Raw genomic sequence first — 25666 nt, forward strand, 5'->3', positions numbered from 1 at the left:
CTTCACTATGCTGAGTGAGCCTGCAGCGCCCGCAAGGAGTGAAGTGCGATGCTCAATACCGCCGTTCCCCGCGAACGCCGTTTTCCCCTGCACGTCCATATCAGCGTTCTGTTCACCCTCCTGCTCCTGTTCACCGGCGTCGTGCTGGGTCTGTTCAACTACCGACAGACCAGTCAGCTGATCTTTTCCAGCAGCGCGACCCTGTTCGAACGCATCCAGCAGGACGTCGAACGGGACCTCGACAGCACCTACCGCCCCATACGCCACGTGCTCAGCCTGATCGCCCTGCATCCCGCCACCCAGGCCAGGGAGCTCGACGAACGCCTGAAACTGCTGCCCCTGTTCGCCCAGGCCCTGCGCGACAACCCCAAGCTCGCCTCGCTCTACCTGGGTTACGAGGACGGTGACTTCTTCATGGTCCGCCCGCTGCGCAGCGACGCGCTCAAGCAGCGCTTCGACGCGCCGGACAAGGCCGCCTACCAGGTCTGGAGCATCGACCGCAGCGCCACCGGAACGGCCAGCGACTACCTGTTCTACGACGGCTCGCTCAACCCCTTGAGCCGCCGCCAGAACCTCAAGGAGTCATACGATCCACGCAAGCGCGAGTGGTTCATCCGCGCACGGGGCGATGGCGGGCAGATCACCACCGCGCCCTACCTGTTCTTCTCCACCCAGGAGATCGGTACCACGCTGGCCAGACGCACGGGCCTGACCACCGTCCTCGGCGCCGACCTGACCCTGGACGACCTCTCCGCCACCCTGGCCAAGCACCGCGTCACTCCCAACAGCGAAGTGGTGCTGGCCGATGCCAATGGCGATGCCGTCGCCTACCCCGACAGCAGCCGCCTGTTGCGCGAGGTGGATGGCAAGACCGAGCGGGTCAAGGTCAGAGATCTCAACCCGGCCCTCGGCGAGCTGTTGTCCGGCAAGCTCTCGGAACAGGAAGACGGCATCGTCGAGCTGGCCAAGCAGCGCTGGGTCATGTCCCAGCGGCACCTGCGCGAAGGTGGCCCCCAGGGCCTGCACCTGGCGCTGCTGGTGCCCGAGCACGAACTGCTGGCGGACGCCTATCGCATCCGCTGGCAGGGTGCGCTGATCACCCTGACCACCCTGCTGCTCTGCCTGCCGCTGGGCTGGCTGACCTCGCGCCTGGTGGTCAAGCCCCTGCGCAGCCTGGTACTGGAAGCGCAGGCGATTCACCGCTTCGATTTCGCCTTTCCGGCCAGCGGCCGCTCGCCCATCCTGGAGGTCGACCAACTGGCGGTCTCGATGAGCAGCATGAAGGATCGCCTGTCGAGATTCCTCGACATCGCCGCCAGCCTTTCCGCCGAGACCCATTTCGAAGCGTTGCTCAAGCGCGTACTGGACGCCACCGTATCCATCAGCGATGCCCAGGGCGGTCTGCTCTATCTGCTCGACAACGACACTGGCCGCCTGGAACCGCAGGGCCTGGTCATCGACGGCCAGAGCCGCGGCCTGAGCGAGCTGGGCATTGACGGCGTGGCCCATGACGACCCCGCCCTGCCCGGCTGGCTGCAGCGGCCCGCCACGGGCGGCGACAGCATTGCCACCTCCATCGGCTTCGATCAGGCCGGCAGCTTCCAGGGGCTGCTGTCGGCGATGGACAGCCCCCGCCTGCACCTGATTTCGGCCGGCCTGCACAACCGCCAGGGCGACACCGTCGGCGTGCTGGTGCTGCTGCAGCGCGACAGCGGCGAGAACAGCGAGAGCATGCTCAGCCCGGACCGCGTCGCCTTCGTCGATGCTGTCTCCGGCAGCGCGGCCCTGTGCATCGAGAGCCAGCGCCTGCTGGCCAGGCAGAAGCAGCTGCTGGACGCCTTCATCCAGCTGATCGCCGGTGCCATCGATGCCAAGAGCCCCTATACCGGCGGGCATTGCCAGCGTGTACCGGAGATCACCCTGATGCTCGCCCGTGCGGCTGCCGACAGCGAACGGCCCGAGTTTCGCGACTACAACCCCAGCGACGAGGACTGGGAAGCGTTGCATATCGCCGCCTGGCTGCACGACTGCGGCAAGGTCACCACGCCCGAGTACGTGGTCGACAAGGCGACCAAGCTGGAGACCCTGTACGACCGCATCCATGAAGTGCGCATGCGTTTCGAAGTGCTCAAGCGCGATGCCTGGATCAGTTACTGGCGCGGTCTCAGCGAGGGCGGCGAAGAGCGCGCGCTGGCGGCGCTGCGCGACCACCTGCTGGCGGAGCTGGACGACGAATTCGCCTTCATCGCACGCATCAACCTGGGCGGCGAGAGCATGGCCGATGCGGACCAGGCTCGCCTGCGGCAGATCGCCGAACGGCGCTGGTCGCGTACCCTCGACAAGCGCCTGGGCGTGTCCTGGGAAGAGGCCAAGCGCCTGCAGCGTTCGACGCCGGACAGCCTGCCGGTCGACGAACCCTTGCTGGCCGACTGCCCCGAGCACCTGATCGAACGCGACGAGCAGGACACGATCGGTCCCGACAACCCCTGGGGGTTCCGCCTGGAGGTGCCACCGTACAAGTTCAACCGTGGCGAGCTGCACAACCTGAGCATCGCCCGCGGCACGCTGACGGCCGAGGAGCGCTACATCATCAATCATCACATCGTGCAGACCATCCTGATGCTCGACCGCCTGCCCTTCCCCAAGCACCTGCAGAACGTCAGCGAGATCGCCGGGGGACACCACGAGAAGATGGATGGCAGCGGCTACCCGAAACGCCTGACGCGCGAGCAGATGAGCCTGCCGGCACGGATGATGGCAATTGCCGATATCTTCGAGGCGCTGACGGCCGCCGACCGGCCCTACAAGAAGGGCAAGTCGCTTTCCGAAGCGCTGGATATCATGGCGGGGATGTGCCGGGGCGCGCATGTCGACCCGCAGCTGTTCGCCCTGTTCGTGCGCCAGAAGATCTACCGGCGCTATGCCGAGCGTTTCATGCAGGCGGATCAGATCGACGCGGTGGACGAGCAGGCGCTACTGGATAAGGCGGGGCTTGCCTGACCAGGCCTCGGAACGAAGCCTGGTCGGCCGGGAGGGCGCTGGAGAGACCAGCGCCGCCTGTCGATCAGGCCTGGGTGATCGGCTTTTCCGGGTACCAGACGTCCAGCAGCGGACTGATCTCGAAACCCTGCAGCTCGTCACGCCCTTTCAGCCAGGCTTCGACTGCAGTGCGCTGCTCTTCGGCCACCGAGCCACGCTTGGCCAGGCACACGAGGCCGTAGTCTTCCCCGCCCACGTAGTCCAGGCCATTGCCGGCGATCGCGTGGTCGAGGAACTGATCGACGAAATCGTCGATGGTCTGGTCGTTCAGGTCGGCCTTGAAGTTCAGGGTCAGCTCGAAGCCCAGCTCCTGAAATTCATCGACACAGAGCTTCTTGCGCAGACGGCGGGAACGGTTGGTCGCCATGAAACAATCCTCAAAGGTGATAACGCGCGGCACTCTAGCAGATCGGCGGAGTTACCGCTCGCAGCACAGCGCCCTTGCTGCATAATGAGAGGCAACTTTTTCCTGCGCCAGACAGTCCCTAATGCGGTTCGTGCTGTCTGCCCCAGACCTCGTTGCAAGCGCCCGGAGGCGCAAGGTTCTCCACTATGATCCAGCGGTTTCGTCAATTGGCGCTGAGCGCCGTGCTACTTCCCCTCGCCCTCGCCTGCCAGGCGGCCAACGGCACCCTGCCTGACAACGTCGAGAAAGCCCTCAAGGCCAACAAGATTCCCGATGGCTCGCTGTCGGTCATGACCGTGCCACTGGGCGGACAGACCGGCGGCCTGCAGTTCAACGCCGACGTCTCGGTCAACCCGGCCTCCACCATGAAGCTGGTGACCACCTTCGCCGCGCTGGAGCTGCTCGGCCCCAACCATCAGTGGCAAACCGAGTTCTACGGCGACGGCCCGCTGAAGGACGGCGTGCTGCACGGCAATCTCTACCTCAAGGGCGGTGGCGATCCGAAACTGAACATGGAGAAACTCTGGCTGCTGCTGCGCGACCTGCGCATCAACGGCGTGCGTCAAGTCCAGGGCGACCTGGTGCTGGACCGCAGCTTCTTCGTCGCACCCCAGCTGCCCGCCTTCAACGATGATGGCGGCGACAGCAACAAGCCCTTCCTGGTCGCCCCCGATTCGCTGCTGGTCAACCTCAAGGCGCAACGCTTCATCACTCGCGCCGAAGACGGCAAGGTGCAGATCGCCATGGACCCGCCCATCGCCAGCGTGCGCATCGACAACCAGGTGCGCCTGCTCAAGGCGTCCACCTGCCCCTCCTGGCCGGACATCCGCTACAACGCGGTGCAGCAGTACGACGGCACCACGCTGATCGTCAGCGGCCAGCTGGCCGAAGGCTGCAGCGCACAGACCTACCTGTCGCTGCTCGACCACCCCAGCTACACCGCTGGCGCGGTGCGCAGCATCTGGAAGGAACTGGGCGGCAAGATCCTCGGCAAGGACCGCCTCGCCCCGCTGCCCGAAGACGCGCGCCTGCTGGCCCGCGCCTTGTCACCGGACGTGGTGGAAATCGTCCGCGACATCAACAAGTACAGCAACAACACCATGGCCCGGCAGCTGTTCCTCAGCATCGGCGCGCAGTTCCGCACCGACGCGGACAAGGACGACGCCATGGCCGCGCAACGGGTGATCCGTGACTGGCTGGCGCGCAAGGGCATCACCGCGCCGCATCTGGTGCTGGAGAACGGCTCCGGGCTGTCGCGCGCCGAACGCATCAGCGCCAGGGAAATGGCCCTGATCCTCCAGGCGGCCTGGCGCAGTCCGTACTCCGCCGAGTTCCGCAGCTCCATGCCGCTGGTGGCCATGGACGGCACCATGCGCAGGCGCCTGCAACGCACCCCGCTGGTGGGCGAGGCGCACATCAAGACCGGCACGCTGAACAACGTGCGCGCCATCGCCGGCTACAGCCGCGACAGCAACGGCCAGGACTGGGCGGTAGTGGCCATCCTCAACGACCCGAAGCCCTGGGGCGCGACCTCGATTCTCGACCAGGTGCTGCTCGACACCTACACGCAGCCCAAGCGCTGACGATGCCGTGGCCGGTGCAGTCCGGGGGCCAGCCTGCGGACTGCACCGGCTACGCAATCAACGCGCGGTGAAGCGCCAGGCGCGATGGATCCTGGCATTGCGCGCAAAGTCCGGATCGAGCGTCTGCGCGCTGATCTCCTCGACCTGATAGCGAGCCATCAGGCTCTCATCCAGCTGGAACTTGCGGAAGTTGTTGGAGAAATACAGCACGCCGCCACGCGCCAGACGCGCCATGGCCAGGTCGAGCAGCTCGACATGGTCGCGCTGCACATCGAACACCCCTTCCATGCGCTTGGAATTGGAGAAGGTTGGCGGGTCGATGAAAATCAGGTCGTACTCGCCCCGGTCCTCGCCCAGCCAGGCCATCACATCGCCCTGTTCCAGGCGCTGTTTGTCGGAGAAACCGTTCAGCGACAGATTGCGCCGCGCCCAGTCCAGGTAGGTTTTCGACAGGTCGACGCTGGTGGTGCTGCGCGCCCCGCCCTTGGCCGCATGGACCGTAGCCGTGGCGGTGTAGCAGAACAGATTCAGGAAGCGCTTGCCGGCCGCCTCGCGCTGGATGCGCATGCGCAGCGGCCGGTGATCGAGGAACAGCCCGGTATCCAGATAGTCGGTGAGGTTGACCAGCAGCTTGACCCCGCCCTCGTTCACTTCCATGAACTGGCCCTGGGCCGCCTGACGCTGATACTGCTTGGTACCGGCCTGGCGCTCACGGCGCTTGATCGCCACACGGTTCTGCGCCACGCCCAGCGCCTGGGGAATCGCCGCCAGGGCATCGAGCAGGCGCGCCTGCGCCTTCTCCGGATCGATCGAGCGCGGCGCCGCGTACTCCTGCACATGCACCCAGTCGCGGTACAGATCGACCGCCAGGGCATACTCCGGCATGTCCGCATCGTAGAGTCGATAGCACTCGACCCCCTCGCGGCGCGCCCACTTGCCCAGTTGCTTGAGGTTCTTCTGCAGGCGGTTGGCGAACATCTGCCCGCCCTCCGACAGGCGCGCCTGTTGCGGCGCTTCCTGCTCGGCCTCGTCGACGTTCTTCGCCCGGCGCTCGCCGGTCACGAACTGTTCGGTCTGCACCTTGATCAGCAGCAGCTTGCAGGCCAGCGCGCCATTCCAGAAGGCATATTGCTTGTGGCTGCGCAGGCCCATGCGCTTGCCCAGCTCAGGCGCCCCGGTGAACACCGCAGCCTCCCAGCCCAGGCAGGCCTGGCGCAGGCGCTCGCCGAGGTTCTGGTAGAGGTACAGCAGGCTGGCTTCATCCCCCAGGCGCTCGCCATAGGGCGGGTTGCTGATCACCAGGCCTTTCTGGTTCTGGTCCGGACGCGGTTCGAAGTGAGCCAGCTCGCCCTGATAGATCTTCACCCAGTCGGATAACCCGGCACGCTCCACGTTGTTGCGTCCCGGCTGGATCAGGCGGGGATCGGCCTCGTAGCCACGAATCCACAACGGTGGCTTGGCCAGGCCAGCCGCCGCACGCTGCTCGGCCTCGGCATGCAGCTTCTTCCACAGCGCCGGCACGTGCCCGAGCCAATTGGAGAAGCCCCAACGCTCGCGCTTGAGGTTCGGGGCGACGTCCGCCGCCATCAGCGCGGCCTCCACCAGGAACGTACCCACACCGCACATGGGGTCGGCCAGGGCGCCGCCCTCGGCGGCGATACGCGGCCAACCGGCCCGGATCAGCACCGCAGCCGCGAGGTTTTCCTTGAGCGGCGCCGCGCCCTGCTGCAGGCGGTATCCGCGCTGGTGCAGGCTGTGCCCGGACAAGTCCAGGGACAGCACCGCCTCTCCCCGGTCCAGGCGCAGGTGAACGCGCAAGTCGGGATTGACCTTGTCGATGCTCGGACGCTCGCCGGCGGCGGTCCGCAGCCGGTCGACGATCGCATCCTTGACCTTGAGCGCGCCGAAATGGGTGTTGTCGATGCCCGAGCCCTGGCCGCTGAACTCCACCGCCAGGCTGCCGGCCGGCTCCAGGTGATCGCGCCAGTCGACCGCCTTGACCCCGTCATACAGCTGCTCCGCGCTGTTCATGGTGAAACGCGACAGCACCAGCAGCACACGGTTGGCCAGGCGCGACCACAGGCACAGGCGATAGGCGACCTCGATCTCGGCATGGCCACGGACTGCCGCCGTCTGCTCGCGCGCTTCCTCCAGCCCCAGCCCCCTGGCCTCTTCCAGTAACAGACCTTCGAGCCCCTTGGGGCAAGTCAGCACGATTTCGTAACGATCAGACATGGTGTCCTACTGCCTATGGCAATCCGGGAGATGCGGCGGCGCACCTCGACTCAAAAATAAGTGACAAAACGTCACACGGCGACCCTTCGTCGGAATAAGCAAGCGCTCTCATTCGCACTAGCACTTTGCAGGCATGCCTGCGCTCAGCCAGGCCCCACGGCGTCTGGCCGAATGGGCCTGGATGTATGCCCAGCCCCCTTATGGCGCCACCCTCATTTAGGTTACGCCCTTATGACAAATCGATCATTCACAGGCCTCGGTGCATTCGTTAGAACACTACCTAAGGCGCTCGTTGCAACGGCGAGTGCACAGAAGGTCCGCCACGCCGGCAGCGGGCCTTCGCAGGCAGACATTTTCTGCCCGGCCTTGCCACAAGGCCAACGGGACATAACAGTCAACAGTGAGGGCAACACCCTATGAGAAGACTTAAGCGTGATCCGTTAGAACGAGCTTTCTTGCGCGGCTATCAGTACGGCATCAATGGTAAATCCCGCGAACTTTGCCCCTTTACCCTGCCATCGGTACGTCAAGCCTGGCTCAATGGCTGGCGTGAGGGCCGTGGTGACAACTGGGATGGGCTGACCGGCGCGGCCGGTATTCATCGACTCAACGAACTTCACGCTGTCGGCTGATCAGGATCACACCCGACTTCACCATGCCGACCCCATCCGGGCGGCGGGCGCAAGCCCAGGGGCTCCTTCGGGAGCCCTATTTATTTACGCAGTGCCGCGATCGCATCCACCGCTTCACGGATCAACGCCGGCCCCTTGTAGATGAACCCCGAATAGATCTGTACCAGGCTGGCGCCGGCAGCGATCTTCTCCGCCGCATGCCGACCTTCGGTGATACCGCCAACGGCGATGATCGGCAGTCGGCCGGACAGCTCGCCAGCCAGCACCTTGACGATATGCGTGCTCTTGTCGCGCACCGGCGCGCCGGACAGGCCACCGGCTTCGTCGCCATGGGCCAGCCCCTCGACACCTTCGCGGCTGAGCGTGGTGTTGGTCGCGATCACCGCGTCCATGTCCGCGCCCAATAGCGCCGACGCCACCAGCGCGGTTTCTTCATCGCTCATGTCCGGGGCGATCTTGATCGCCAGCGGCACGCGCTTGCCATGCTCCTGGGCCAGGTCCTCCTGACGGCGACGCAAGGCTTCCAGCAGTTCCTTGAGCGAGTCGCCGAACTGCAGGCTGCGCAGCCCGGGCGTGTTGGGCGAGCTGACATTGACCGTGACGTAGCTGGCGTGGGCGTACACCTTGTCCAGGCAAGCCAGGTAGTCATCCACCGCACGCTCCACCGGGGTATCGAAGTTCTTGCCGATATTGATGCCCAGTACACCCTTGAATTTCGCAGCCTTGACCCGCTCGAGCAGATGATCGACGCCCTGGTTGTTGAAACCCATGCGGTTGATCACTGCCTCGGCCTCCGGCAGGCGGAACAGGCGCGGTTTGGGGTTGCCTGGCTGCGGCCGTGGCGTCACGGTGCCGATCTCGACGAAACCGAAGCCAAGCTGGGCAAAGCCGTCGATGGCGTCGCCATTCTTGTCCAGCCCCGCCGCCAGCCCCACCGGATTGGCGAACTGCAGGCCCATCACGTTGACCGGCAAGCTGGCCGGCGCCTTGGTCAGCAAACCATTGAGCCCCAGACGACCACCCGCCCCGATCAGGTCGATGGACAGCTCGTGGGAGGTTTCCGGGGAAAGTTTGAACAGCAGCTCGCGGGCCAGGGTGTACATGGGCAGGCTCAGCTCGACAGATAGAGGGTGGGCGGACCGGCGATTATAGCCGTGCACGCATGACGGGCGCGAGGCACCTGCGCCAGATCAGCCCAGAGGGCGTAAGCTCAGCAGCTCGCCGGCATCATTGAATTCCAGAACGAAGGAACCATGGATGCCCGCATGGGTCAAATACGGCCGCAAATGATGCGCTGGCAAACTAACTCGGCGTCCGTCGCGGCTTTGCGCCATAATCCGGTTGGCCTGGCCCCGATAGATGGCCTGCACTCGTTCGGCCGATAACGCAATATCCAGCACCAAGCTGGGCATGGAGGCACCCTCGCAAATGAATGCGGCTATTTTGCCACAGACCTACGCAGCCACAGGCGCTCACGTGCCGCACCACGCTGTATGGGCAATAGCCGCCTGTGTCTGCCACACTGCAGTAGACGCTTCAGGAGCGACCTGTCGGCCATGAGCCTGCCCGAATCCTCCACCCTTGGTGGCCGCCTGACGGCCCTGGCACAACGCCTGGGGTTGCTGGGTCGTGCCTCGCGGCAGATCTTCGCCAGGGCCAGCGTGCTGCGTCTGCCATTCAAGGTGCTACCAGCGCCGGCCGACAGCATCTGCTGGCATGAGGGCCCGCAACTGCAACAGCTGCTCCACCTCCCTCGCGGCGCCCTGTCCGGCCCGGTGCAGGAGGACAAGGCCCAGGCGCATTCCGCACTGACCCAGGTCGTGGAGGCGCAGACGCAACAGCTGCAATCCTTCGACCTGCGCCTGATCGACGGTTTCGCCTGTACGACTCCCGCCCCCGGCTACGGCAGTTTCGAAGACTATGCGGCGAGCGAGCATTGCCGGCAGGTCCGCATCATCAGCTACAAGGACTTCCTCAAGGCCATGAGCCAGCCCTTGCCACGCTTCATGGCCGGCGACCCGGTCGAGTTGCTGCAAGCCAACTGGCGCACCCGCACATTCTGGGCAGGGGAAACACGAGGGGAAGCCTTCGCCAGTGCGATTGCCTATGCACGCAGACGCGGGCTGGAAGTGCTGCTGCCCGCCAACATGGTGCGTTATCGCCTGAGCGAGGCGGGGCTGGACAACCTGCAGCACCGCTACCACGTACTGGCCATGCCTGAAGAGGCCTGGAGCGATCCAGGCTTCATGGGCTTGCTGCTGGACAACGGCATACCCTACGCGCGCCTGTCGCTGCTGAAGAAAGCCGGCAAGCCGGAGTTCCTCCTGCTCCCCAAGGAGCACCAGGACGCCACCGCCCTGGGCGAAGGACTGCGCCTGGCCGGCGCGCCAAACGTGCTGGATTATCTGCGCCAGCTGGCAACTATCGCCGAGTGATCGCTGGCGTCTATTCGTCGCTGCCGCGCAACAGGCGTCCGATCATGTCCAGCGAATAACCTCGATAGGCGAGAAACCGCCCCTGCTTGGCACGCTCACGAGCGTCCATGGGCAACTGACCGGCGAACTTGCGCTGCCAGGTCTCACGCAATGACTCGAACCAGTCGATAGCACTTTCGCGCAGCGCCTGATCGATGTCGCCGCGCTCCAGCCCCCGCTGCCCCAGCTCTTCGCGAATGCGCTGCGGCCCATAGCCGGCACGCGCACGATAGGCAACGAAGCTTTCCAGATAGCGCGCCTCGGACAGCAGGCCTTCCTCGGACAAGCGCTGCAAGGCCGCCTCTATCAGCTCCTGCGGTGCACCGCGCTTGCGCAGCTTGCGCGTCAGCTCGACACGCCCGTGCTCACGCCGGGCAAGCAGGTCCATGGCCGCCCGCCGAACGGCGAGCGGGTTGTCCAGTATCGCGGTCATGCGTGCGCGGCAGGCTTAGAAGTCGACTTCTGCGTCAGCCAGGTCATCGGCAGTCGCCTTCGCCGGAGTGCTGCTGACCAGCAGCTTCTGGCGAATCTGACCTTCGATCTCGCGTGCCACGGCCTGATTGTCTTCCAGGTACTTGGCGGCGTTGGCCTTGCCCTGGCCGATCTTGTTGCCCTGGTAGCTGTACCAGGCACCCGACTTCTCGACCAGGCCCTGCTGCACGCCGAGGTCGATGATCTCGCCGTTGCGGTAGATGCCCTTGCCATAGAGGATCTGGAACTCGGCCTGACGGAAAGGCGGAGCGACCTTGTTCTTGACGATCTTAACCCGCGTTTCGCTACCGACCACCTCTTCACCCTCTTTCACCGCACCCGTGCGACGGATGTCCAGGCGAACCGAGGAGTAGAACTTCAGCGCGTTACCACCGGTAGTGGTTTCCGGGCTGCCGAACATGACACCGATCTTCATGCGGATCTGGTTGATGAAGATGACCAGGCAGTTGGCATTCTTGATGTTACCGGTGATCTTGCGCAGCGCCTGGCTCATCAGGCGAGCCTGCAGGCCGACGTGCATGTCACCCATCTCACCCTCGATTTCCGCCTTCGGTACCAGGGCCGCCACGGAGTCGACGATGATCACGTCGATGGCGTTGGAGCGCACCAGCATGTCGGTGATTTCCAGGGCCTGTTCGCCGGTGTCGGGCTGGGAGACCAGCAGGTCGTCGACGTTGACACCCAGCTTGCCGGCGTAATCCGGGTCCAGCGCGTGCTCGGCATCGACGAAGGCACAGGTGGCACCGAGCTTCTGCGCTTCGGCGATCACCGACAGCGTGAGCGTGGTCTTACCGGAGGATTCCGGACCGTAGATCTCGACGATACGGCCCTTGGGCAGGCCGCCGATGCCCAGCGCGATGTCCAGCCCCAGCGAACCGGTGGAAATGGCCGGAATAGCCTGGCGCTCGTGATCGCCCATGCGCATGACCGCGCCCTTGCCAAACTGCTTCTCGATCTGGCCCAGGGCAGCCGCCAAGGCACGCTTCTTGTTCTCGTCCATTCTATCCTCGCATGTTCAAGAGGGCCGGCAGGCCACCAACAACTGTATAAGTAGCCAGTATTATTCCACAGGGCAAGTCGTCCGCCTACCCCAGGGAAGGATTTTCCTCCGCCAACAGGGCGAGAAGCCCCGTCAGTGCGGCCTCGACCGTTTGTCGGCGCACCTGATCACGGCCTCCGGCGAACTGTTTGCGCACGCTGAAAAGCCGCTCACCATCGCCCCAGGCCAACCAGACAGTGCCCACCGGCTTCTCCGCCGAGCCGCCGTCGGGACCGGCCACTCCGCTGACCGCGACTGCGTAACGCGCGCCGCTGTGCGCCTGAGCCCCTCGCACCATCGCCTCGACGACTTCCTGGCTGACCGCACCGACGCTGACGAACAACTCGCTGCACACGTCCAGCTGCCTGGTTTTCTGCGCATTGGAGTAGGTGACATAGCCCGCCTCGAACCAGGCCGAACTGCCGGGAATGCGGGTAATGGCCTCGGCGATCCCACCGCCGGTGCAGGACTCTGCGGTGCTCACCTGGGCGCCCACCCTTTTCAACCCGTCACCCAGTTGCGCGGCCAGTCGATCGATTCTGTCCATGTCCGTCCCTCGTTCATCGAACGGACAACCCTACACAGCTTGAACCGCCAGTGGAACGCGCAAATGTCGTCTAGTGTTATCTCCGGTGACGGAACGAAAGGAGACGCGAGATGTGGCTGTCACGCAATAAAGAGCAGAAGGACGCGCCCAGCGCCGGAACGGCCGAGCTGCAGGCCATACGACAATCGATGGCGATGATCGAGTTCACCCCGGATGGCATCATCCTCGATGCCAATCGCGCCTTTCTCGAGGTGGTGGGCTACAGCCTGGAGGAGATCGTCGGCCAGCACCACCGACTGTTCTGTTCGCGCAGCCTGAGCGAGAGCCTGGCCTATCAGCAGTTCTGGCAGCGCCTGCGCCAGGGCGAACACTTCAGCGACCGCTTCCCCAGGCTGACGCGGGATCGCCGGGAAGTCTGGCTCGAAGCCACCTACATGCCGATCCGTGACGCCCAGGGCACGGTGACCAAGGTCATGAAGATCGCCACCGACATCACCCGTCAGGTCGCCGCCGAACACATGCACGAGAGCTACATCAAGGCCATCGACCGCTCCATGGCGGTGATCGAATTCAACCTGGATGGCGAGGTGGTCAGCGCCAACCAGAATTTCCTCGACCTGATGGGTTATACCCGCGACGAGGTGATCGGCCAGCATCACCGGATGTTCTGCCTGGCAGAAGACAGCCACAGCGACGACTACCGCGAGTTCTGGGCGCGCCTGAACAAGGGCGAGTTCATGTCCGACCGCTTTCGCCGCGTCACCAGGCACGGCCGCCAGGTCTGGCTGCGCGCGACCTACAACCCGCTGTACGACGCCAATGGACGCGTGTACGGCGTCGTCAAGTTCGCCAGCGACATCACCACCCAGGTCGAGCGCCGCGACTCCGAAGCCGCCGCCGCGCAGCTGGCCCACGACATCGCCAAGGAGACCGACGTCTCCGCCGATCACGGCACCCGCACCGTGGCGCAGACCGTCGCGGTGGTCAACGACATCGCCAGCGAACTGGCCAACGTTGCGGAGCAGATCGAAGGCCTGAACAAGCAGTCGGAACAGATCACCAGCATCGTCCAGGTCATCCGCGGCATCGCCGACCAGACCAACCTGCTGGCACTCAATGCCGCGATAGAAGCCGCACGCGCCGGTGAACAGGGGCGCGGATTCGCCGTGGTCGCCGATGAAGTCCGCCAGCTGGCCTCGCGCACCAGCCAGGCCACCCAGGAAATCAACGGTGTCGTCCAGGAGAACCAGAGCCTCACGCGTAACGCCGTGGCCAGCATGGCCACGACGCGCGAACACGCACGCACCGGCGTGGACCTGGCCAACCAGGCCGGCGAGGTGATTCGCGAGATACGCAGCGAGTCGCAGCGGGTGGTCGAAGCCGTCGCCCAGTTCTCGGTGACGTTCACCGACTGAACGCGAATCGCTGCCGATTCGGGGTCCACGCGGTGGGCGAAGTATGGGAAAATTCCCGGCTTCGTCACACCCACCGCACCTAAGGCCCGGCATGACCGATCTCTCCGCTCACACCCCGATGATGCAGCAATATTGGAAGCTGAAGAACCAGCACCCGGATCAGCTGATGTTCTATCGCATGGGCGACTTCTACGAGATCTTCTACGAGGATGCGAAGAAGGCCGCCAAGCTGCTGGACATCACCCTGACCGCGCGCGGCCAGTCGGCCGGTCAGTCGATTCCCATGTGCGGCATCCCCTTCCATTCGGTTGAAGGCTACCTGGCCAAACTGGTCAAGCTTGGCGAGTCGGTGGTGATCTGCGAGCAGGTCGGCGATCCGGCCACCAGCAAGGGCCCGGTCGAGCGCCAGGTGGTGCGCATCATCACTCCCGGCACCATCAGCGACGAGGCCCTGCTCGACGAACACCGCGACAACCTGCTGGCTGCCGTGCTGGGTGACGAGCGCCTGTTCGGCCTGGCCGTGCTGGACATCACCAGCGGCCGCTTCAGCGTTCAGGAAATCAGGGGCTGGGAAAACCTGCTGGCCGAACTGGAGCGTCTGAACCCCGCTGAGTTGCTGATCCCCGACGACTGGCCACAGGGCCTCCCGGCCGAAAAACGCAAGGGCTCTCGACGTCGCGCGCCCTGGGACTTCGATCGCGACAGTGCCTTCAAGAGCCTGTGCCAGCAGTTCGGCACCCAGGACCTGAAAGGCTTCGGCTGCGAAAACCTGACACTGGCCATCGGCGCCGCCGGCTGCCTGCTGGGCTACGCCAAGGAAACCCAGCGCACCGCCCTGCCCCACCTGCGCAGCCTGCGGCACGAACGCCTGGACGACACGGTGATCCTCGACGGCGCCAGCCGCCGCAACCTGGAGCTGGACATCAACCTCTCCGGCGGGCGCGACAACACCCTGCAATCGGTGATGGATCGCTGCCAGACCGCCATGGCCAGCCGCCTGCTGGGGCGCTGGCTGAACCGTCCGCTGCGTGATCGTGCCGTGCTCGAAGCGCGTCAGAACGCCATCGCCTGCCTGCTCGACGGCTACCGTTTCGAGACGCTGCAACCGCAGCTCAAGGAGATCGGCGACCTGGAGCGGATCCTGGCCCGTATCGGCCTGCGCAACGCCCGACCACGCGACCTCGCCCGCCTGCGTGACGCTCTCGCCGCACTGCCCGAGCTGCAGCAGGCGATGACTCCGCTGGACACGCCGCACCTGCAGCAACTGGCAAGCAGCATCGCCACCTACCCCGAGCTGGCCGACCTGCTGGCCCGTGCCATCATCGACAGCCCGCCGGCGGTCATCCGTGATGGTGGCGTGCTGAAGACCGGCTACGACGCCGAACTGGACGAACTGCAGGCGATGAGCGAGAACGCCGGCCAGTTCCTCATGGACCTGGAAGCACGCGAGAAGGCCCGTACCGGCCTGGCCAACCTCAAGGTCGGCTACAACCGCGTGCACGGCTACTTCATCGAACTGCCGACCAAGCAGGCGGAGTCGGCCCCCGCCGATTACATTCGCCGGCAGACGCTCAAGGGCGCCGAACGCTTCATCACCCCGGAGCTGAAGGAGTTCGAGGACAAGGCCCTGTCGGCCAAGAGCCGTGCCCTGGCCCGCGAGAAGATGCTCTATGACGAACTGCTGGAGCGCCTGATCGGCCACCTGGCGCCGCTGCAGGACAGTGCCGCGGCGCTGGCCGAACTGGACGTGCTGAGCAACCTGGGCGAACGCGCGCTGAATCTCGACCTGAACCGCCCGCGCTTCGTCGAAGAACCCTGCATGCGCATCGACCAGGGCCGCCACCCGGTGGTCGAGCAGGTGCTGACCACACCCTTCGTGGCCAACGACCTCGACCTCGACGACAACCGCCGCATGCTGATCATCACCGGTCCGAACATGGGCGGTAAATCCACCTACATGCGCCAGACCGCGCTGATCGTGCTGCTGGCGCACATCGGCAGCTTCGTCCCTGCCGCGGCCTGCGAACTGTCACTGGTCGACCGTATCTTCACCCGCATCGGCTCCAGTGACGACCTCGCCGGTGGACGCTCGACCTTCATGGTGGAGATGAGCGAAACCGCCAACATCCTGCACAACGCCAGCGAACGCAGCCTGGTGCTGATGGACGAGGTTGGCCGTGGCACCAGCACCTTCGACGGCCTGTCGCTGGCCTGGTCGGCGGCCGAACACCTGGCCCGCCTGCGCGCCTTCACCCTGTTCGCCACCCACTACTTCGAGCTGACCGTGCTTCCGGAAAGCGAGCCGGTGGTGGCCAACGTGCACCTCTCGGCCACCGAGCACAACGAGCGCATCGTCTTCCTCCACCACGTCCAGGCGGGGCCTGCGAGCCAGAGCTACGGCCTGGCCGTGGCACAGCTGGCGGGCGTGCCCGGCACCGTGATCAGCCGCGCCCGTGAGCACCTGGCACGCCTGGAAGCCACCAGCCTGCCGCACGATCGACCTCGGCAAGAGCCCGGACAGCCGCAAGCACCGATGCAGAGCGACCTGTTCGCCAGCACGCCGCACCCGCTGCTGGAGCAATTGCATACGATCAATCCGGATGATCTGACTCCGCGCAAAGCGTTGGAACTGTTATATACATGGAAGACGCAGATCTAACGCTCAATACAACAAACTGCTAGAATCGCGCGCAATTTTACGACCGCCCGGTTTACAGCCTGAGCCGCGGCCCCTGACAGAGCGCCTGAGAGCCCTTCACAGAAAGGGCCCAGGCCGCCGCCCGAGGAGAGAATCAGACATGACCTTCGTCGTCACCGACAACTGCATCAAGTGCAAATACACCGACTGCGTGGAAGTCTGCCCGGTGGACTGCTTCTACGAGGGCCCGAACTTTCTGGTCATCCATCCTGACGAGTGCATCGACTGCGCCCTGTGCGAGCCGGAGTGCCCCGCCCAGGCCATCTTCTCGGAAGACGAGGTGCCGGAAGATCAGCAGGAGTTCATCGAGCTGAACGCCGATCTGGCTGAAGTCTGGCCGAACATCACCGAGAAGAAAGACGCCCTGGCCGACGCCGAAGAGTGGGATGGCGTGAAGGACAAGCTGCAGCACCTGGAGCGCTAAGCCGCTGCAGAATGCAAAGACCCGCCAAGTGCGGGTCTTTTGCATTATGGGATAGCGTTGCTCGGAACAGTCGGCGCACCGCGGTGCACATCGAGGCCAGTTGCCGGCGCCACGCCTGACGTGGCGGGTGCCCCCCTGCGGATTGCGGGCAGGAATGGCGGGCAAAAAAAAGGTTCTTCGCGGAGTCTGGGGGAAGAGCGCGTTGACAGTCAGGGAAGTGGGTAAATTGGCAGTCGCCAAACGAACCAACCCCCACGCCCTGCTGCCACCGTGCATCCTATTGATCTTGCCCAGTTCTGGCCAGGCTACGCAGTCGTCGCCTGTCGCCCCTCTGCCGACAACATCCTGTTGATCGAACTCAAGCCTCAAGCCGACGCCATCCCCGAATGTGGGCGCTGCGGCCAAGCTTGTCCGCTGATCCACGAGCGCCGACTGCGTCGGATACGCGATCGGGATTTGTTGGATCAGCGCGTTCTGCTCCAGGTGCCTGTGCGCCGCGTTGACTGCCTGCGCTGTGGGCGGGTGACCGAGCGGATCGCCTGGCTGGAGCCGGCGTCACGTCTGACGCGGCGCTTGCAGGCCTGGCTCGAGGCTTTGCTGCAACTGCTGCCGATCAGCCACGTCAGCCGCCTCACCGGCATACACTGGCACACGCTCAAGCAACTCGACAAACGTCGGCTGGATGCCGCCGTCGGCACCTTCGAGCCGGGTGATGTGCGTTGCCTGGTGATGGACGAGTTCGCCCTGCACAAAGGCCATCGCTACGCCACGGTGATCATGGATGCCGAGCGCACGCGGGTGCTATGGGTCGGTCATGGCAACAGCCGCGAGGCGATCCGCCCATTCTTTGAGTTACTGGGCGAGCGCTGCCAACGGATCGAAGCGGTGGCGATGGACATGAACACCGCCTTCGATTTGGAGGTGAAGCGGCACTGCCCTCAAGCCGAAGTGGTGTACGACCTGTTCCATGTGGTGGCGCGCTACGGGCGTGAGGTGATCGACCGTATCCGCGTCGACCAGGCCAATCTCCTGCGCGATGACAAACCGGCACGCAAGGTGGTCAAGCAGAGCCGCTGGCTGTTGCTGCGCAATCGCGAAAACCTGAAGGACGGCCAAGCCGTGCAGTTGCAGGAGTTGCTCGCCGCCAACCAGCCATTGGCCACGGTCTACGTGCTCAAGGATGCGTTAAAGGAAGTCTGGTACGCCCCCACTGTGCGGGAGGGTTGGCGGCGCTGGCGAAGTTGGCTGCGGCATGCTCGGGACAGCGGTCTGGCGCCGCTCCAACGCTTTGCCCGGAATCTGCGCAAATACGCCCGTGGCATCCTCGCAAGCGCCCGCTTCCCCCTGCACACCAGCGTCCTGGAAGGCGTGAACAACCGCATCAAGGTGATCAAGCGGATGGCCTATGGCTTCCGGGACTCTGACTACTTCTTCCTGAAAATCAAGGCCGCCTTCCCCGGGAAAGCGCGATGAACCAAAAAAAAGGGGCGGCTTGCGCCGCCCACTTTTATTCCCTAGTCCCTTTATTTCCAAGCCCATCGTCCTGATGAATCGCTTCTTGCGATGTTCCTGATCATCGTCCTGATGACCTGTGCTTATCCCTAAGCACGGTTGTGATATTAGCCGCTACAGACTTCCCTGCAAGCCGGCAAAAACCGCCCTCACCCAGTCCTTTAAAATAAAAACATGTTCAAAAACAATGAGTTAAAAAATAAAAAGACAAAAACAAGAGGCAGCCACCCCAAACGCTGACAGCGTCTGTAAGCGATGACTTACACGGGGACGCAGAAAAAACCCGGCCGAAGCCGGGTTGGTGATCGAGGCGAACGCTACTGGAACAGTGCGTCGCTCGAAAGGCCATTCTTTTCGAGGATCTCGCGCAGACGCTTGAGCGCCTCCACCTGGATCTGCCTGACCCGCTCGCGGGTCAGACCGATCTCCTGTCCCACCTCTTCCAGCGTACAGCTCTCATGGCCACGCAAGCCGAAGCGGCGTACCACGACTTCACGCTGCTTGTCGGTCAGGTCCGAGAGCCACTGGTCGATACTCTGGGACAGGTCATCGTCCTGCAGCAGCTCACACGGGTCGGTCGGACGATCGTCGGTCAGGGTGTCGAGCAACGTCTTGTCCGAGTCCGGACCGAGCGAGACGTCCACCGAGGACACCCGCTCGTTGAGGCCAAGCATGCGCTTGACCTCACCCACCGGTTTTTCCAGCAGGTTGGCAATTTCTTCCGCTGAAGGCTCATGGTCGAGCTTCTGGGTCAGTTCACGAGCCGCACGCAGGTATACGTTGAGCTCCTTGACCACATGAATCGGCAAACGGATGGTTCGCGTCTGGTTCATGATGGCCCGTTCGATGGTCTGGCGGATCCACCAGGTCGCATAGGTTGAAAAACGGAAACCACGCTCCGGATCGAACTTCTCCACAGCGCGAATCAACCCCAGGTTCCCCTCTTCGATCAGATCGAGCAGAGAGAGGCCGCGATTGACGTAACGCCGAGCGATCTTGACGACCAGGCGCAGGTTGCTCTCGATCATGCGCTTGCGCCCGGCAGGGTCGCCCTTCTGCGCCAGGCGCGCGAAGTGCACTTCCTCTTCGGGAGTGAGCAAGGGAGAGAAACCGATTTCGTTGAGGTAAAGCTGAGTGGCGTCGAGCGCCCGGGTGTAATCGATGTACTTGTGCTGCTTGGAGGGAGCGGCGTTCTTGGTCTTGGTACGCGCGACCGGTGCTTCCACCTCATCGCCCTGAACCTCGCCCAAGACGATACCCGGCTCCATGAGGAGCAGCTCATCGTCGACGTCAAACTCCGGCGCTTCTTTTTTTGTGAGAGCCATTGTTGTTGTCCCTAGCTGAGTTCGACAACAGACTCTGGCGGAACCGTCCTGGCCATACCTGAGCCCGTCCCTCCCACGAGATGGAACGAGTCAGCGGCGGATCAACGACGTGGCAGGTATTGCAGTGGATCGACAGGCTTACCTTGGCGGCGAATCTCGAAGTGCAGTTTCACCCGGTCGGCCCCTGTTGATCCCATCTCGGCAATGCTTTGCCCGGCTTTGACCTGCTGCCCCTCCCGTACCAACAGCCTGCGGTTGTGACCGTAGGCACTTACGTAGGTGTCGCTGTGCTTGATGATGATCAATTCGCCGTAGCCCCGCAAACCACTCCCGGCGTACACCACCGACCCATCAGACGCAGCTAAAACAGGCTGTCCTAATTCCCCGGCGATATCAATGCCTTTATTCAAACTACCGTTTGAGGAAAAACGGCTGATCACCGAGCCCTGCGTTGGCCAGGCCCAGCCACTGGCCGAGCGACTCACGGGCGTTACAGGTGTCGTGGCAGGCGTGCTGGCGACAGGCGGCTTGGCCGGCTTGGTCGCGGGCGGCGCGGTGACGGGAGTAGCAGGCTGAACCGGCCTGCTGGTTGTCGGCGTGCTGCTGCGAACGGGGGTCGACGCCACCGGCTGGCTGGCCAGGGCGCGATTGTCGAAGCGGATGATCTGGCCGACACGGATCAGGTAGGGATCACGCAGGCCATTGTGGGCAGCCAGGGCCTTCCAGTCCCAGCCGAAGCGGAAGGCGATCGAGTACAGGGTGTCGCCGCGCTGCACCACGTAGTGACCACTGCGCACGGGCTGACGCTGGATCACCGGCGCCCGCCCCTGGTTCTGCCCGCGCTCCACCACCTGTACGCCACCGGGAGGCGAACTGACGCAACCGGCCAGCGCGGCAACGGCGAGCGTGACCAGTGGCAGGCGCAGCGCCATGGTGGCGCGAAGCAGAACGTGAACGACGGTGCGACTCACCCGATGGCTCCCTGAATGATTCCGAGTACGGCGTATTGTGCCGTATTTATTCGGCGCGACCAGCATCGGCGGGTTGACGCTGTGCCAGCCACTCCAGGCCCAGCACCAGCACGATCCCGCCAATCGCCAGCAGCACGGCAATCAGCAGCTGTGCATCCTGGCCGCTGATCTCGGCAAAATGCCCGGGCAGCAGGTTGTGCTGCAACAGCGGCACCTGCTCACCCTTGCTGTCGATACGCCAGGTGAGCGTCTCCTTCCAGGGCCAGACCTTGTTCAGCGAACCGAGCATCAGGCCACTGAGAAAGGCCAGGCTCAGATCACGCCAGCGCGCCAGCAGCCAGCTGAGCAGCCGGGCAAAGCTGAGCAGCCCGAGCAGGCAGCCAGCGGCGAACACGCCCAGCACCAGGAGGTTGAGGTCCTTCACCGCTCCCAGCACCACCGAGTAGAGCCCCAGCAGCAGAAGAATGAAGCTGCCGGAGATTCCCGGCAGGATCATCGCGCAGATGGCGATCGCCCCCGCCAGGAACAGGGTCGGCAGGTCGCTCCCCCAGTGCATCGGGGCGGCCACGGTGATCCAGTAGGCGAACCCCAGGCCGAGCAGGAAACTCAGCACCCGCGTCCAGTTCCAGCGCCCGATCTCGCGCCCCACCAGGTAGGTGGACACGAGGATCAGACCGAAGAAGAACGACCAGACCGGTATCGGGTGATGCTTGAGCAGGTAGGTGATCAGCCGTGCGAGGGTGAGGATGCTGGTCAGAATGCCGCTGAACAGCACCAGCAGAAAGGTCGCATTGGCTTTCTGCCAGGCGTCCTTGATACGGCCGCGCAGCAACAACAGAAGCGCATCGGGAACGCTGGCGATGGAGCGCAGCAGCTCGTCGTAGATGCCACTGATGAAGGCGATGGTACCGCCGGAGACGCCAGGCACCACATCGGCAGCGCCCATGGCCATGCCCTTGGCGTAGAGCAGGAAATGTTTCTTCATGGATCCTTCCAGAACGATAAAGCGGTCAGGCCAGTGGCCCGTTGAGTAACGGCACGAAACGCACGGCATCGAGCACGTGTCGGGAAAAGCCCTCCTCCTCGCGCACGATCAGCAACAGTTGCTGCACGTCGCCGCTGCCGACCGGTATGACCAGGCGACCACCCGGTGCCAGCTGGTCGAGCAGCGCCTGCGGTACCTGCGCAGCGGCGGCGGTGACGATGATGCCGTTGTACGGGCCCAGCGCATTCCAGCCTTCCCAGCCATCACCCCAGCGAAAGACCACGTTGCGCAGGCTGAGTTCGACGAGGCGCTCCTTGGCGCGCTCCTGCAGCCCCTGGATGCGCTCCACGGAGAACACCCGCTCGACCAGTTGCGCCAGCACGGCGGTCTGGTAGCCGGAACCGGTGCCGATCTCCAGCACCTTGTCCAGCGGCCCGGCGGCCAGCAGCAACTCGGTCATGCGGCCGACCATGTAGGGCTGGGAAATGGTCTGGTTGTGACCGATGGGCAGTGCGGTGTCCTCGTAGGCGCGGTGCGCCAGCGCCTCATCCACGAACAGATGGCGCGGTGTACGGCGGATCACTTCCAGCACCCGCGCGTTGGACAATCCTTCCTCGTAGAGGCGCTGAATCAGCCGCTCACGGGTGCGCTGCGAGGTCATGCCGATCCCGCTGCGCTGCATGTCGTCCTGTCCACGCATCAGAAGATTCCCTCCAGCCAGCCGTCCATACTTTCGAGGGCTTCATTGAACGTCCGGTCGAGCCGCAGCGGCGTGACCGAAACGTAACCCTGCATCACGGCGTGGAAGTCGGTGCCCGGGCTGCCGTCCTCGACATCACCCGCGGCCGCGATCCAGTAACCTTCCTTGCCACGCGGATTGACCGCCTTGACCGGCGCCGGCGCGCGGGCACGGTGGCCCAGACGGGTCAGTTGCACGCCGCGGATATGCTCGAGCGGCAGGTTCGGCACGTTGACGTTGAGCACGGTACGCGGTGGCAGGTCGAGCTGCGCGTGCGCCTCGACCAGCTTGCGGGCGAAATAGGCAGCCGTCGGCAGGTTGTCGGGCAGGCGCGACAGCAGCGAGAAGGCAAACGCCGTCTTGTCCAGGAAACGCCCTTCCAGCGCAGCGGCGACGGTGCCGGAATAGAGCACGTCATCACCCAGGTTCGCCCCCAGGTTGATACCGGAGACGACCATCTCCGGCGTCTGCTCGAGCAGGCCGTTGATGCCCAGGTGCACGCAGTCGGTCGGGGTGCCATTGAGGCTGATGAAGCCGTTGGGCAGCGCCACCGGATGCAGCGGACGGTCGAGTGTCAGCGCACTGCTGGCACCGCTCTTGTCTTCGGCCGGCGCAACCACCACGCACTCGGCGTAATCGGCCAGCGCCTGGTACAACGCGGCGATACCGGGTGCGTTCACCCCGTCGTCGTTGGAAATCAGAATTCGCATGGAGTATCCGTCTGCCCTGTCGGCATGAGGTCGACGAGCTCGCGCACCACGACGGTGGCGAAACTCCCGGCCGGCAGGACGAATGCAAGTTGCAGAATATCGGGTTCCGGATAATGCCACGTAAGGCTCTGAATGGGGAGGCGCAGAATGCGTCGTTCGTGAGCCATGCCCGCCTTGCTCAACCAGGCGAGCAGCGCCGGCTCCTCACTGCCGACCGCCTGCTCCAGCTCGTTCACCGCCTGCGCGGTCGGGGGCAGCCCTTCGCCCCAGAGCGGCCCGGTGGGGTGCAGATCGAGGATCGCCAGGCGCGGATCCTGGCACTCGGCCTCGCCGGCCATGAAGAAGCTGCGGCTGGTGGTGAAGGCCAGCAGATCGCCGACGCACGCCTGGTTCCAGCTCCCTGCGGCGACCCGCTCGGCCAGCACACGGTTGAACAGGTAGCTGCGTGCCGAAGACAGCAGCCGCGAACGCAGGTTGCGCTGCACCGGCAGCTCCTCGCGCTCGGCATGGCGCCGCGCCTCCTGCAGGTTGCCACCGTCGAAGCCGAAACGCTGCAGCCCGTAATAGTTGGGCACGCCCTGTTCGGCGATCTGCCGCAAGCGCTGCTCCAGCGCCTCGCGGTCGGCCTGCAGCGCGGTCAGGCGCAGGATGAAGCCGTTGGCCGAATGGGCACCGCGCTGCAGCTTGCGATTGTGTCGCTCGCGCTTGAGGATGCTCAGTGCCGGGCTTTCGGCGGCCGCCAGATCGGGGTCGGCCTTGCCTGGCAGGTGCAGGCTGAACCATTGCCGGGTGAGTGCCTGGCGATCCTTGAGGCCGGCGTAGCTGACCGCCTTGAGGGGCAGCCCCGCAGCGCGGGCGATGCGACGGGCGGCATCCTCGGTGTTCAGGCCGCGCTTCTCCACCCACAGCCAGAGGTGTTCACCCTGGCCGGTGAGCGGAATGTCCAGCACTTCATCGACCTGGAAGTCCTCGGCGGTGGCCTTGAGCACGGCGCGCCCGCAGGCCTCGCCATGGGCGCGCGGGCCCAGCAGCTGCTGCTCGTTCATGCCTTGACCAGCAAGGCCACGGCATGCACCGCGATCCCTTCCTCACGCCCGGTGAAGCCCAGCTTCTCGGTGGTGGTGGCCTTGACGTTGACCTGGTCCAGCTGCACGCCGAGATCCGCAGCGATGCACGCGCGCATGGCCTCGATGTGCGGCGCCATCTTCGGCGCCTGGGCGACGATGGTGGCGTCGACATTGCCCACCGCGAAGCCCTTGGCTCGCACCAGCCCCATCACGTGACGCAGCAGCGCGCGGCTATCGGCGCCCTTGAAGGTCGGATCGGTATCGGGAAAGTGCTTGCCGATGTCACCCAGCGCCACCGCGCCGAGCAGGGCGTCGCTCAGTGCGTGCAGCAGCACATCACCGTCGGAATGAGCGACGAGACCGAACCTGTGGGGAATCCGCACGCCACCGAGGGTGATGAAATCGCCATCGCCGAAGCGGTGTACGTCATAGCCATGACCGATACGCATAAAGAACAACGCCCTGAAAAAGTCAGGGCGCAATTCTAACCGGTTTGCCGGCTCGCTCGGATGAAATCCGCTCGAGTCAGGCCTGAGCCAGTGCCTGCGCATGGTGACGCAGGTGATCCTCGATGAAGCTGGCGATGAAGTAGTAGCTGTGGTCATAGCCAGGCTGCAAACGCAGGATCAGCGGATGGCCGACCGCCCTGGCAGCCGCCTCCAGCGCCTCGGGTTTGAGCTGGTTCTCGAGGAAATCGTCACGATCGCCCTGATCCACCAGGATCGGCAGACGCTCGCTGGCCTCGGCCAGCAGCGCACAGGCATCCCACTCTTTCCAGCGCGAACGGTCTTCGCCGAGGTAGCGCGACAGTGCCTTCTCGCCCCAGGGGCAGTGCATCGGATTGCTGATCGGCGAGAACGCCGACAGCGAGCGATAGCGCCCCGGGTTGCGCAGCGCGCAGACCAGCGCACCATGCCCGCCCATCGAGTGGCCGGCGATGCCACGGCGGTCGGACACCGGGAAGTTGGCCTCGATCAGCGCGGGCAACTCCTGCACCACGTAGTCGTGCATGCGGTAGTTGCGCGCCCAGGGCTCCTGGGTAGCGTTGACGTAGAAGCCCGCGCCCTTGCCGAAGTCCCAGGCGTTGTCCGGGTCACCCGGCACATCGTCACCACGCGGACTGGTATCCGGCGCCACGATCACCAGCCCCAGCTCGGCGGCCAGGCGCTGCGCCCCGGCCTTCTGCATGAAGTTCTCGTCGGTGCAGGTCAGCCCGCTCAGCCAGTACAGCACCGGCAGCCTGCCGCCCTGCTCGGCCTGCGGCGGCAGGTAGACGGCGAACACCATGTCGCAACCCAGGGTGGTGGAACGGTGGCGATAGCGCTTGTGCCAGCCACCGAAACTCTTCTGGCAGGAAATGTTTTCCATAAGCC

The 25666-nt window shown here is 64.5% G+C and carries 23 protein-coding genes; 8 read left to right on the top strand and 15 right to left on the bottom strand.

Features of this window, described 5'->3' with window-relative positions; all coding sequences use genetic code 11:
* Positions 1-48: 48 nt before the first annotated feature.
* A complete protein-coding gene (locus JLK41_RS17065; protein WP_150605795.1) occupies positions 49-3000 on the top strand; it encodes an HD domain-containing phosphohydrolase in 2952 nt (983 codons plus the stop codon).
* 64 nt (positions 3001-3064) lie between these two features.
* Here the strand turns inward: JLK41_RS17065 and JLK41_RS17070 are convergent, their stop codons facing one another.
* Complete coding sequence (locus tag JLK41_RS17070; protein ID WP_210389430.1) at positions 3065-3406, bottom strand: YggL family protein; 342 nt, start codon at positions 3404-3406, stop codon at positions 3065-3067.
* A gap of 185 nt (positions 3407-3591) precedes the next feature.
* Between JLK41_RS17070 and dacB the strand changes: the two genes are divergently transcribed.
* Positions 3592-5028 (top strand): D-alanyl-D-alanine carboxypeptidase/D-alanyl-D-alanine endopeptidase, encoded by a 1437-nt coding sequence (dacB, locus tag JLK41_RS17075; RefSeq protein WP_037053231.1) that lies wholly within the window; start codon positions 3592-3594, stop codon positions 5026-5028.
* 57 nt (positions 5029-5085) lie between these two features.
* Here dacB and rlmKL read toward each other — a convergent pair whose 3' ends face one another.
* Positions 5086-7263 (bottom strand): bifunctional 23S rRNA (guanine(2069)-N(7))-methyltransferase RlmK/23S rRNA (guanine(2445)-N(2))-methyltransferase RlmL, encoded by a 2178-nt coding sequence (gene rlmKL / locus JLK41_RS17080; protein WP_210389431.1) that lies wholly within the window; start codon positions 7261-7263, stop codon positions 5086-5088.
* Positions 7264-7679: 416 nt separating this feature from the next.
* Here rlmKL and rmf point away from each other — a divergent pair, with 416 nt between their 5' ends.
* A complete protein-coding gene (gene rmf, locus JLK41_RS17085; RefSeq protein WP_080756998.1) occupies positions 7680-7895 on the top strand; it encodes a ribosome modulation factor in 216 nt (71 codons plus the stop codon).
* Between the two features lie 80 nt (positions 7896-7975).
* On the opposite strand, the gene JLK41_RS17090 is transcribed toward rmf, so the two are convergent.
* Positions 7976-8998: a quinone-dependent dihydroorotate dehydrogenase gene (locus JLK41_RS17090; protein WP_037053235.1), complete on the bottom strand. Its 1023-nt coding sequence runs from the start codon at positions 8996-8998 to the stop codon at positions 7976-7978.
* 87 nt (positions 8999-9085) lie between these two features.
* On the bottom strand, positions 9086-9307 hold the full coding sequence (locus JLK41_RS17095; protein WP_080756997.1) for a DUF2835 domain-containing protein: 222 nt from the start codon (positions 9305-9307) through the stop codon (positions 9086-9088).
* Between the two features lie 144 nt (positions 9308-9451).
* Between JLK41_RS17095 and JLK41_RS17100 the strand changes: the two genes are divergently transcribed.
* A complete protein-coding gene (locus JLK41_RS17100) occupies positions 9452-10330 on the top strand; it encodes a DUF6685 family protein (protein ID WP_037053236.1) in 879 nt (292 codons plus the stop codon).
* 10 nt (positions 10331-10340) lie between these two features.
* Here JLK41_RS17100 and recX read toward each other — a convergent pair whose 3' ends face one another.
* The 3 genes from recX to JLK41_RS17115 form a co-directional block, all read right to left on the bottom strand.
* On the bottom strand, positions 10341-10802 hold the full coding sequence (gene recX, locus JLK41_RS17105; RefSeq protein WP_037053237.1) for a recombination regulator RecX: 462 nt from the start codon (positions 10800-10802) through the stop codon (positions 10341-10343).
* 15 nt (positions 10803-10817) lie between these two features.
* The gene (gene recA / locus JLK41_RS17110) at positions 10818-11861 is read right to left on the bottom strand and encodes a recombinase RecA (RefSeq protein WP_037053238.1); all 1044 of its coding nucleotides are present in this window, start codon (positions 11859-11861) and stop codon (positions 10818-10820) included.
* A gap of 85 nt (positions 11862-11946) precedes the next feature.
* On the bottom strand, positions 11947-12447 hold the full coding sequence (locus tag JLK41_RS17115; protein ID WP_037053239.1) for a CinA family protein: 501 nt from the start codon (positions 12445-12447) through the stop codon (positions 11947-11949).
* A gap of 110 nt (positions 12448-12557) precedes the next feature.
* Between JLK41_RS17115 and JLK41_RS25490 the strand changes: the two genes are divergently transcribed.
* The 4 genes from JLK41_RS25490 to JLK41_RS17135 all read left to right on the top strand — a co-directional run bounded on the left by JLK41_RS25490 (position 12558) and on the right by JLK41_RS17135 (position 18457).
* Complete coding sequence (locus JLK41_RS25490) at positions 12558-13862, top strand: methyl-accepting chemotaxis protein (protein WP_037053240.1); 1305 nt, start codon at positions 12558-12560, stop codon at positions 13860-13862.
* Positions 13863-13953: 91 nt separating this feature from the next.
* A complete protein-coding gene (mutS, locus tag JLK41_RS17125; RefSeq protein ID WP_210389432.1) occupies positions 13954-16521 on the top strand; it encodes a DNA mismatch repair protein MutS in 2568 nt (855 codons plus the stop codon).
* Between the two features lie 139 nt (positions 16522-16660).
* Complete coding sequence (gene fdxA, locus JLK41_RS17130; protein WP_037053831.1) at positions 16661-16984, top strand: ferredoxin FdxA; 324 nt, start codon at positions 16661-16663, stop codon at positions 16982-16984.
* 270 nt (positions 16985-17254) lie between these two features.
* A complete protein-coding gene (locus JLK41_RS17135) occupies positions 17255-18457 on the top strand; it encodes an ISL3 family transposase (RefSeq protein ID WP_150605811.1) in 1203 nt (400 codons plus the stop codon).
* A gap of 356 nt (positions 18458-18813) precedes the next feature.
* Here JLK41_RS17135 and rpoS read toward each other — a convergent pair whose 3' ends face one another.
* The 8 genes from rpoS to fghA form a co-directional block, all read right to left on the bottom strand.
* Positions 18814-19821 carry an RNA polymerase sigma factor RpoS gene (gene rpoS, locus JLK41_RS17140; protein ID WP_037053828.1) on the bottom strand — a complete coding sequence of 336 codons (1008 nt, stop codon included), beginning with the start codon at positions 19819-19821 and terminating at the stop codon, positions 18814-18816.
* Positions 19822-19922: 101 nt separating this feature from the next.
* Positions 19923-20792 (bottom strand): peptidoglycan DD-metalloendopeptidase family protein, encoded by an 870-nt coding sequence (locus tag JLK41_RS17145; RefSeq protein ID WP_373921536.1) that lies wholly within the window; start codon positions 20790-20792, stop codon positions 19923-19925.
* A 46-nt stretch (positions 20793-20838) separates the two neighbouring features.
* Positions 20839-21777 (bottom strand): polyprenyl-phosphate transporter, encoded by a 939-nt coding sequence (locus tag JLK41_RS17150; RefSeq protein WP_037053825.1) that lies wholly within the window; start codon positions 21775-21777, stop codon positions 20839-20841.
* Positions 21778-21802: 25 nt separating this feature from the next.
* Positions 21803-22477, bottom strand: coding sequence for a protein-L-isoaspartate(D-aspartate) O-methyltransferase (locus JLK41_RS17155; RefSeq protein WP_037053822.1), 675 nt, complete (start codon positions 22475-22477; stop codon positions 21803-21805).
* On the bottom strand, positions 22477-23226 hold the full coding sequence (surE, locus tag JLK41_RS17160) for a 5'/3'-nucleotidase SurE (RefSeq protein ID WP_210389433.1): 750 nt from the start codon (positions 23224-23226) through the stop codon (positions 22477-22479). Before surE ends, JLK41_RS17155 begins: the two co-directional genes overlap by 1 nt.
* Positions 23214-24272 carry a tRNA pseudouridine(13) synthase TruD gene (gene truD / locus JLK41_RS17165; RefSeq protein WP_210389434.1) on the bottom strand — a complete coding sequence of 353 codons (1059 nt, stop codon included), beginning with the start codon at positions 24270-24272 and terminating at the stop codon, positions 23214-23216. Before truD ends, surE begins: the two co-directional genes overlap by 13 nt.
* The gene (ispF, locus tag JLK41_RS17170; protein WP_037053815.1) at positions 24269-24742 is read right to left on the bottom strand and encodes a 2-C-methyl-D-erythritol 2,4-cyclodiphosphate synthase; all 474 of its coding nucleotides are present in this window, start codon (positions 24740-24742) and stop codon (positions 24269-24271) included. Before ispF ends, truD begins: the two co-directional genes overlap by 4 nt.
* Positions 24743-24818: 76 nt before the next feature.
* Positions 24819-25661 (bottom strand): S-formylglutathione hydrolase, encoded by an 843-nt coding sequence (fghA, locus tag JLK41_RS17175; RefSeq protein WP_210389435.1) that lies wholly within the window; start codon positions 25659-25661, stop codon positions 24819-24821.
* Between the last annotated feature and the right edge of the window lie 5 nt (positions 25662-25666).

The organism is Ectopseudomonas khazarica (genome assembly GCF_017915135.1).
GTDB lineage: Bacteria > Pseudomonadota > Gammaproteobacteria > Pseudomonadales > Pseudomonadaceae > Aquipseudomonas > Aquipseudomonas khazarica.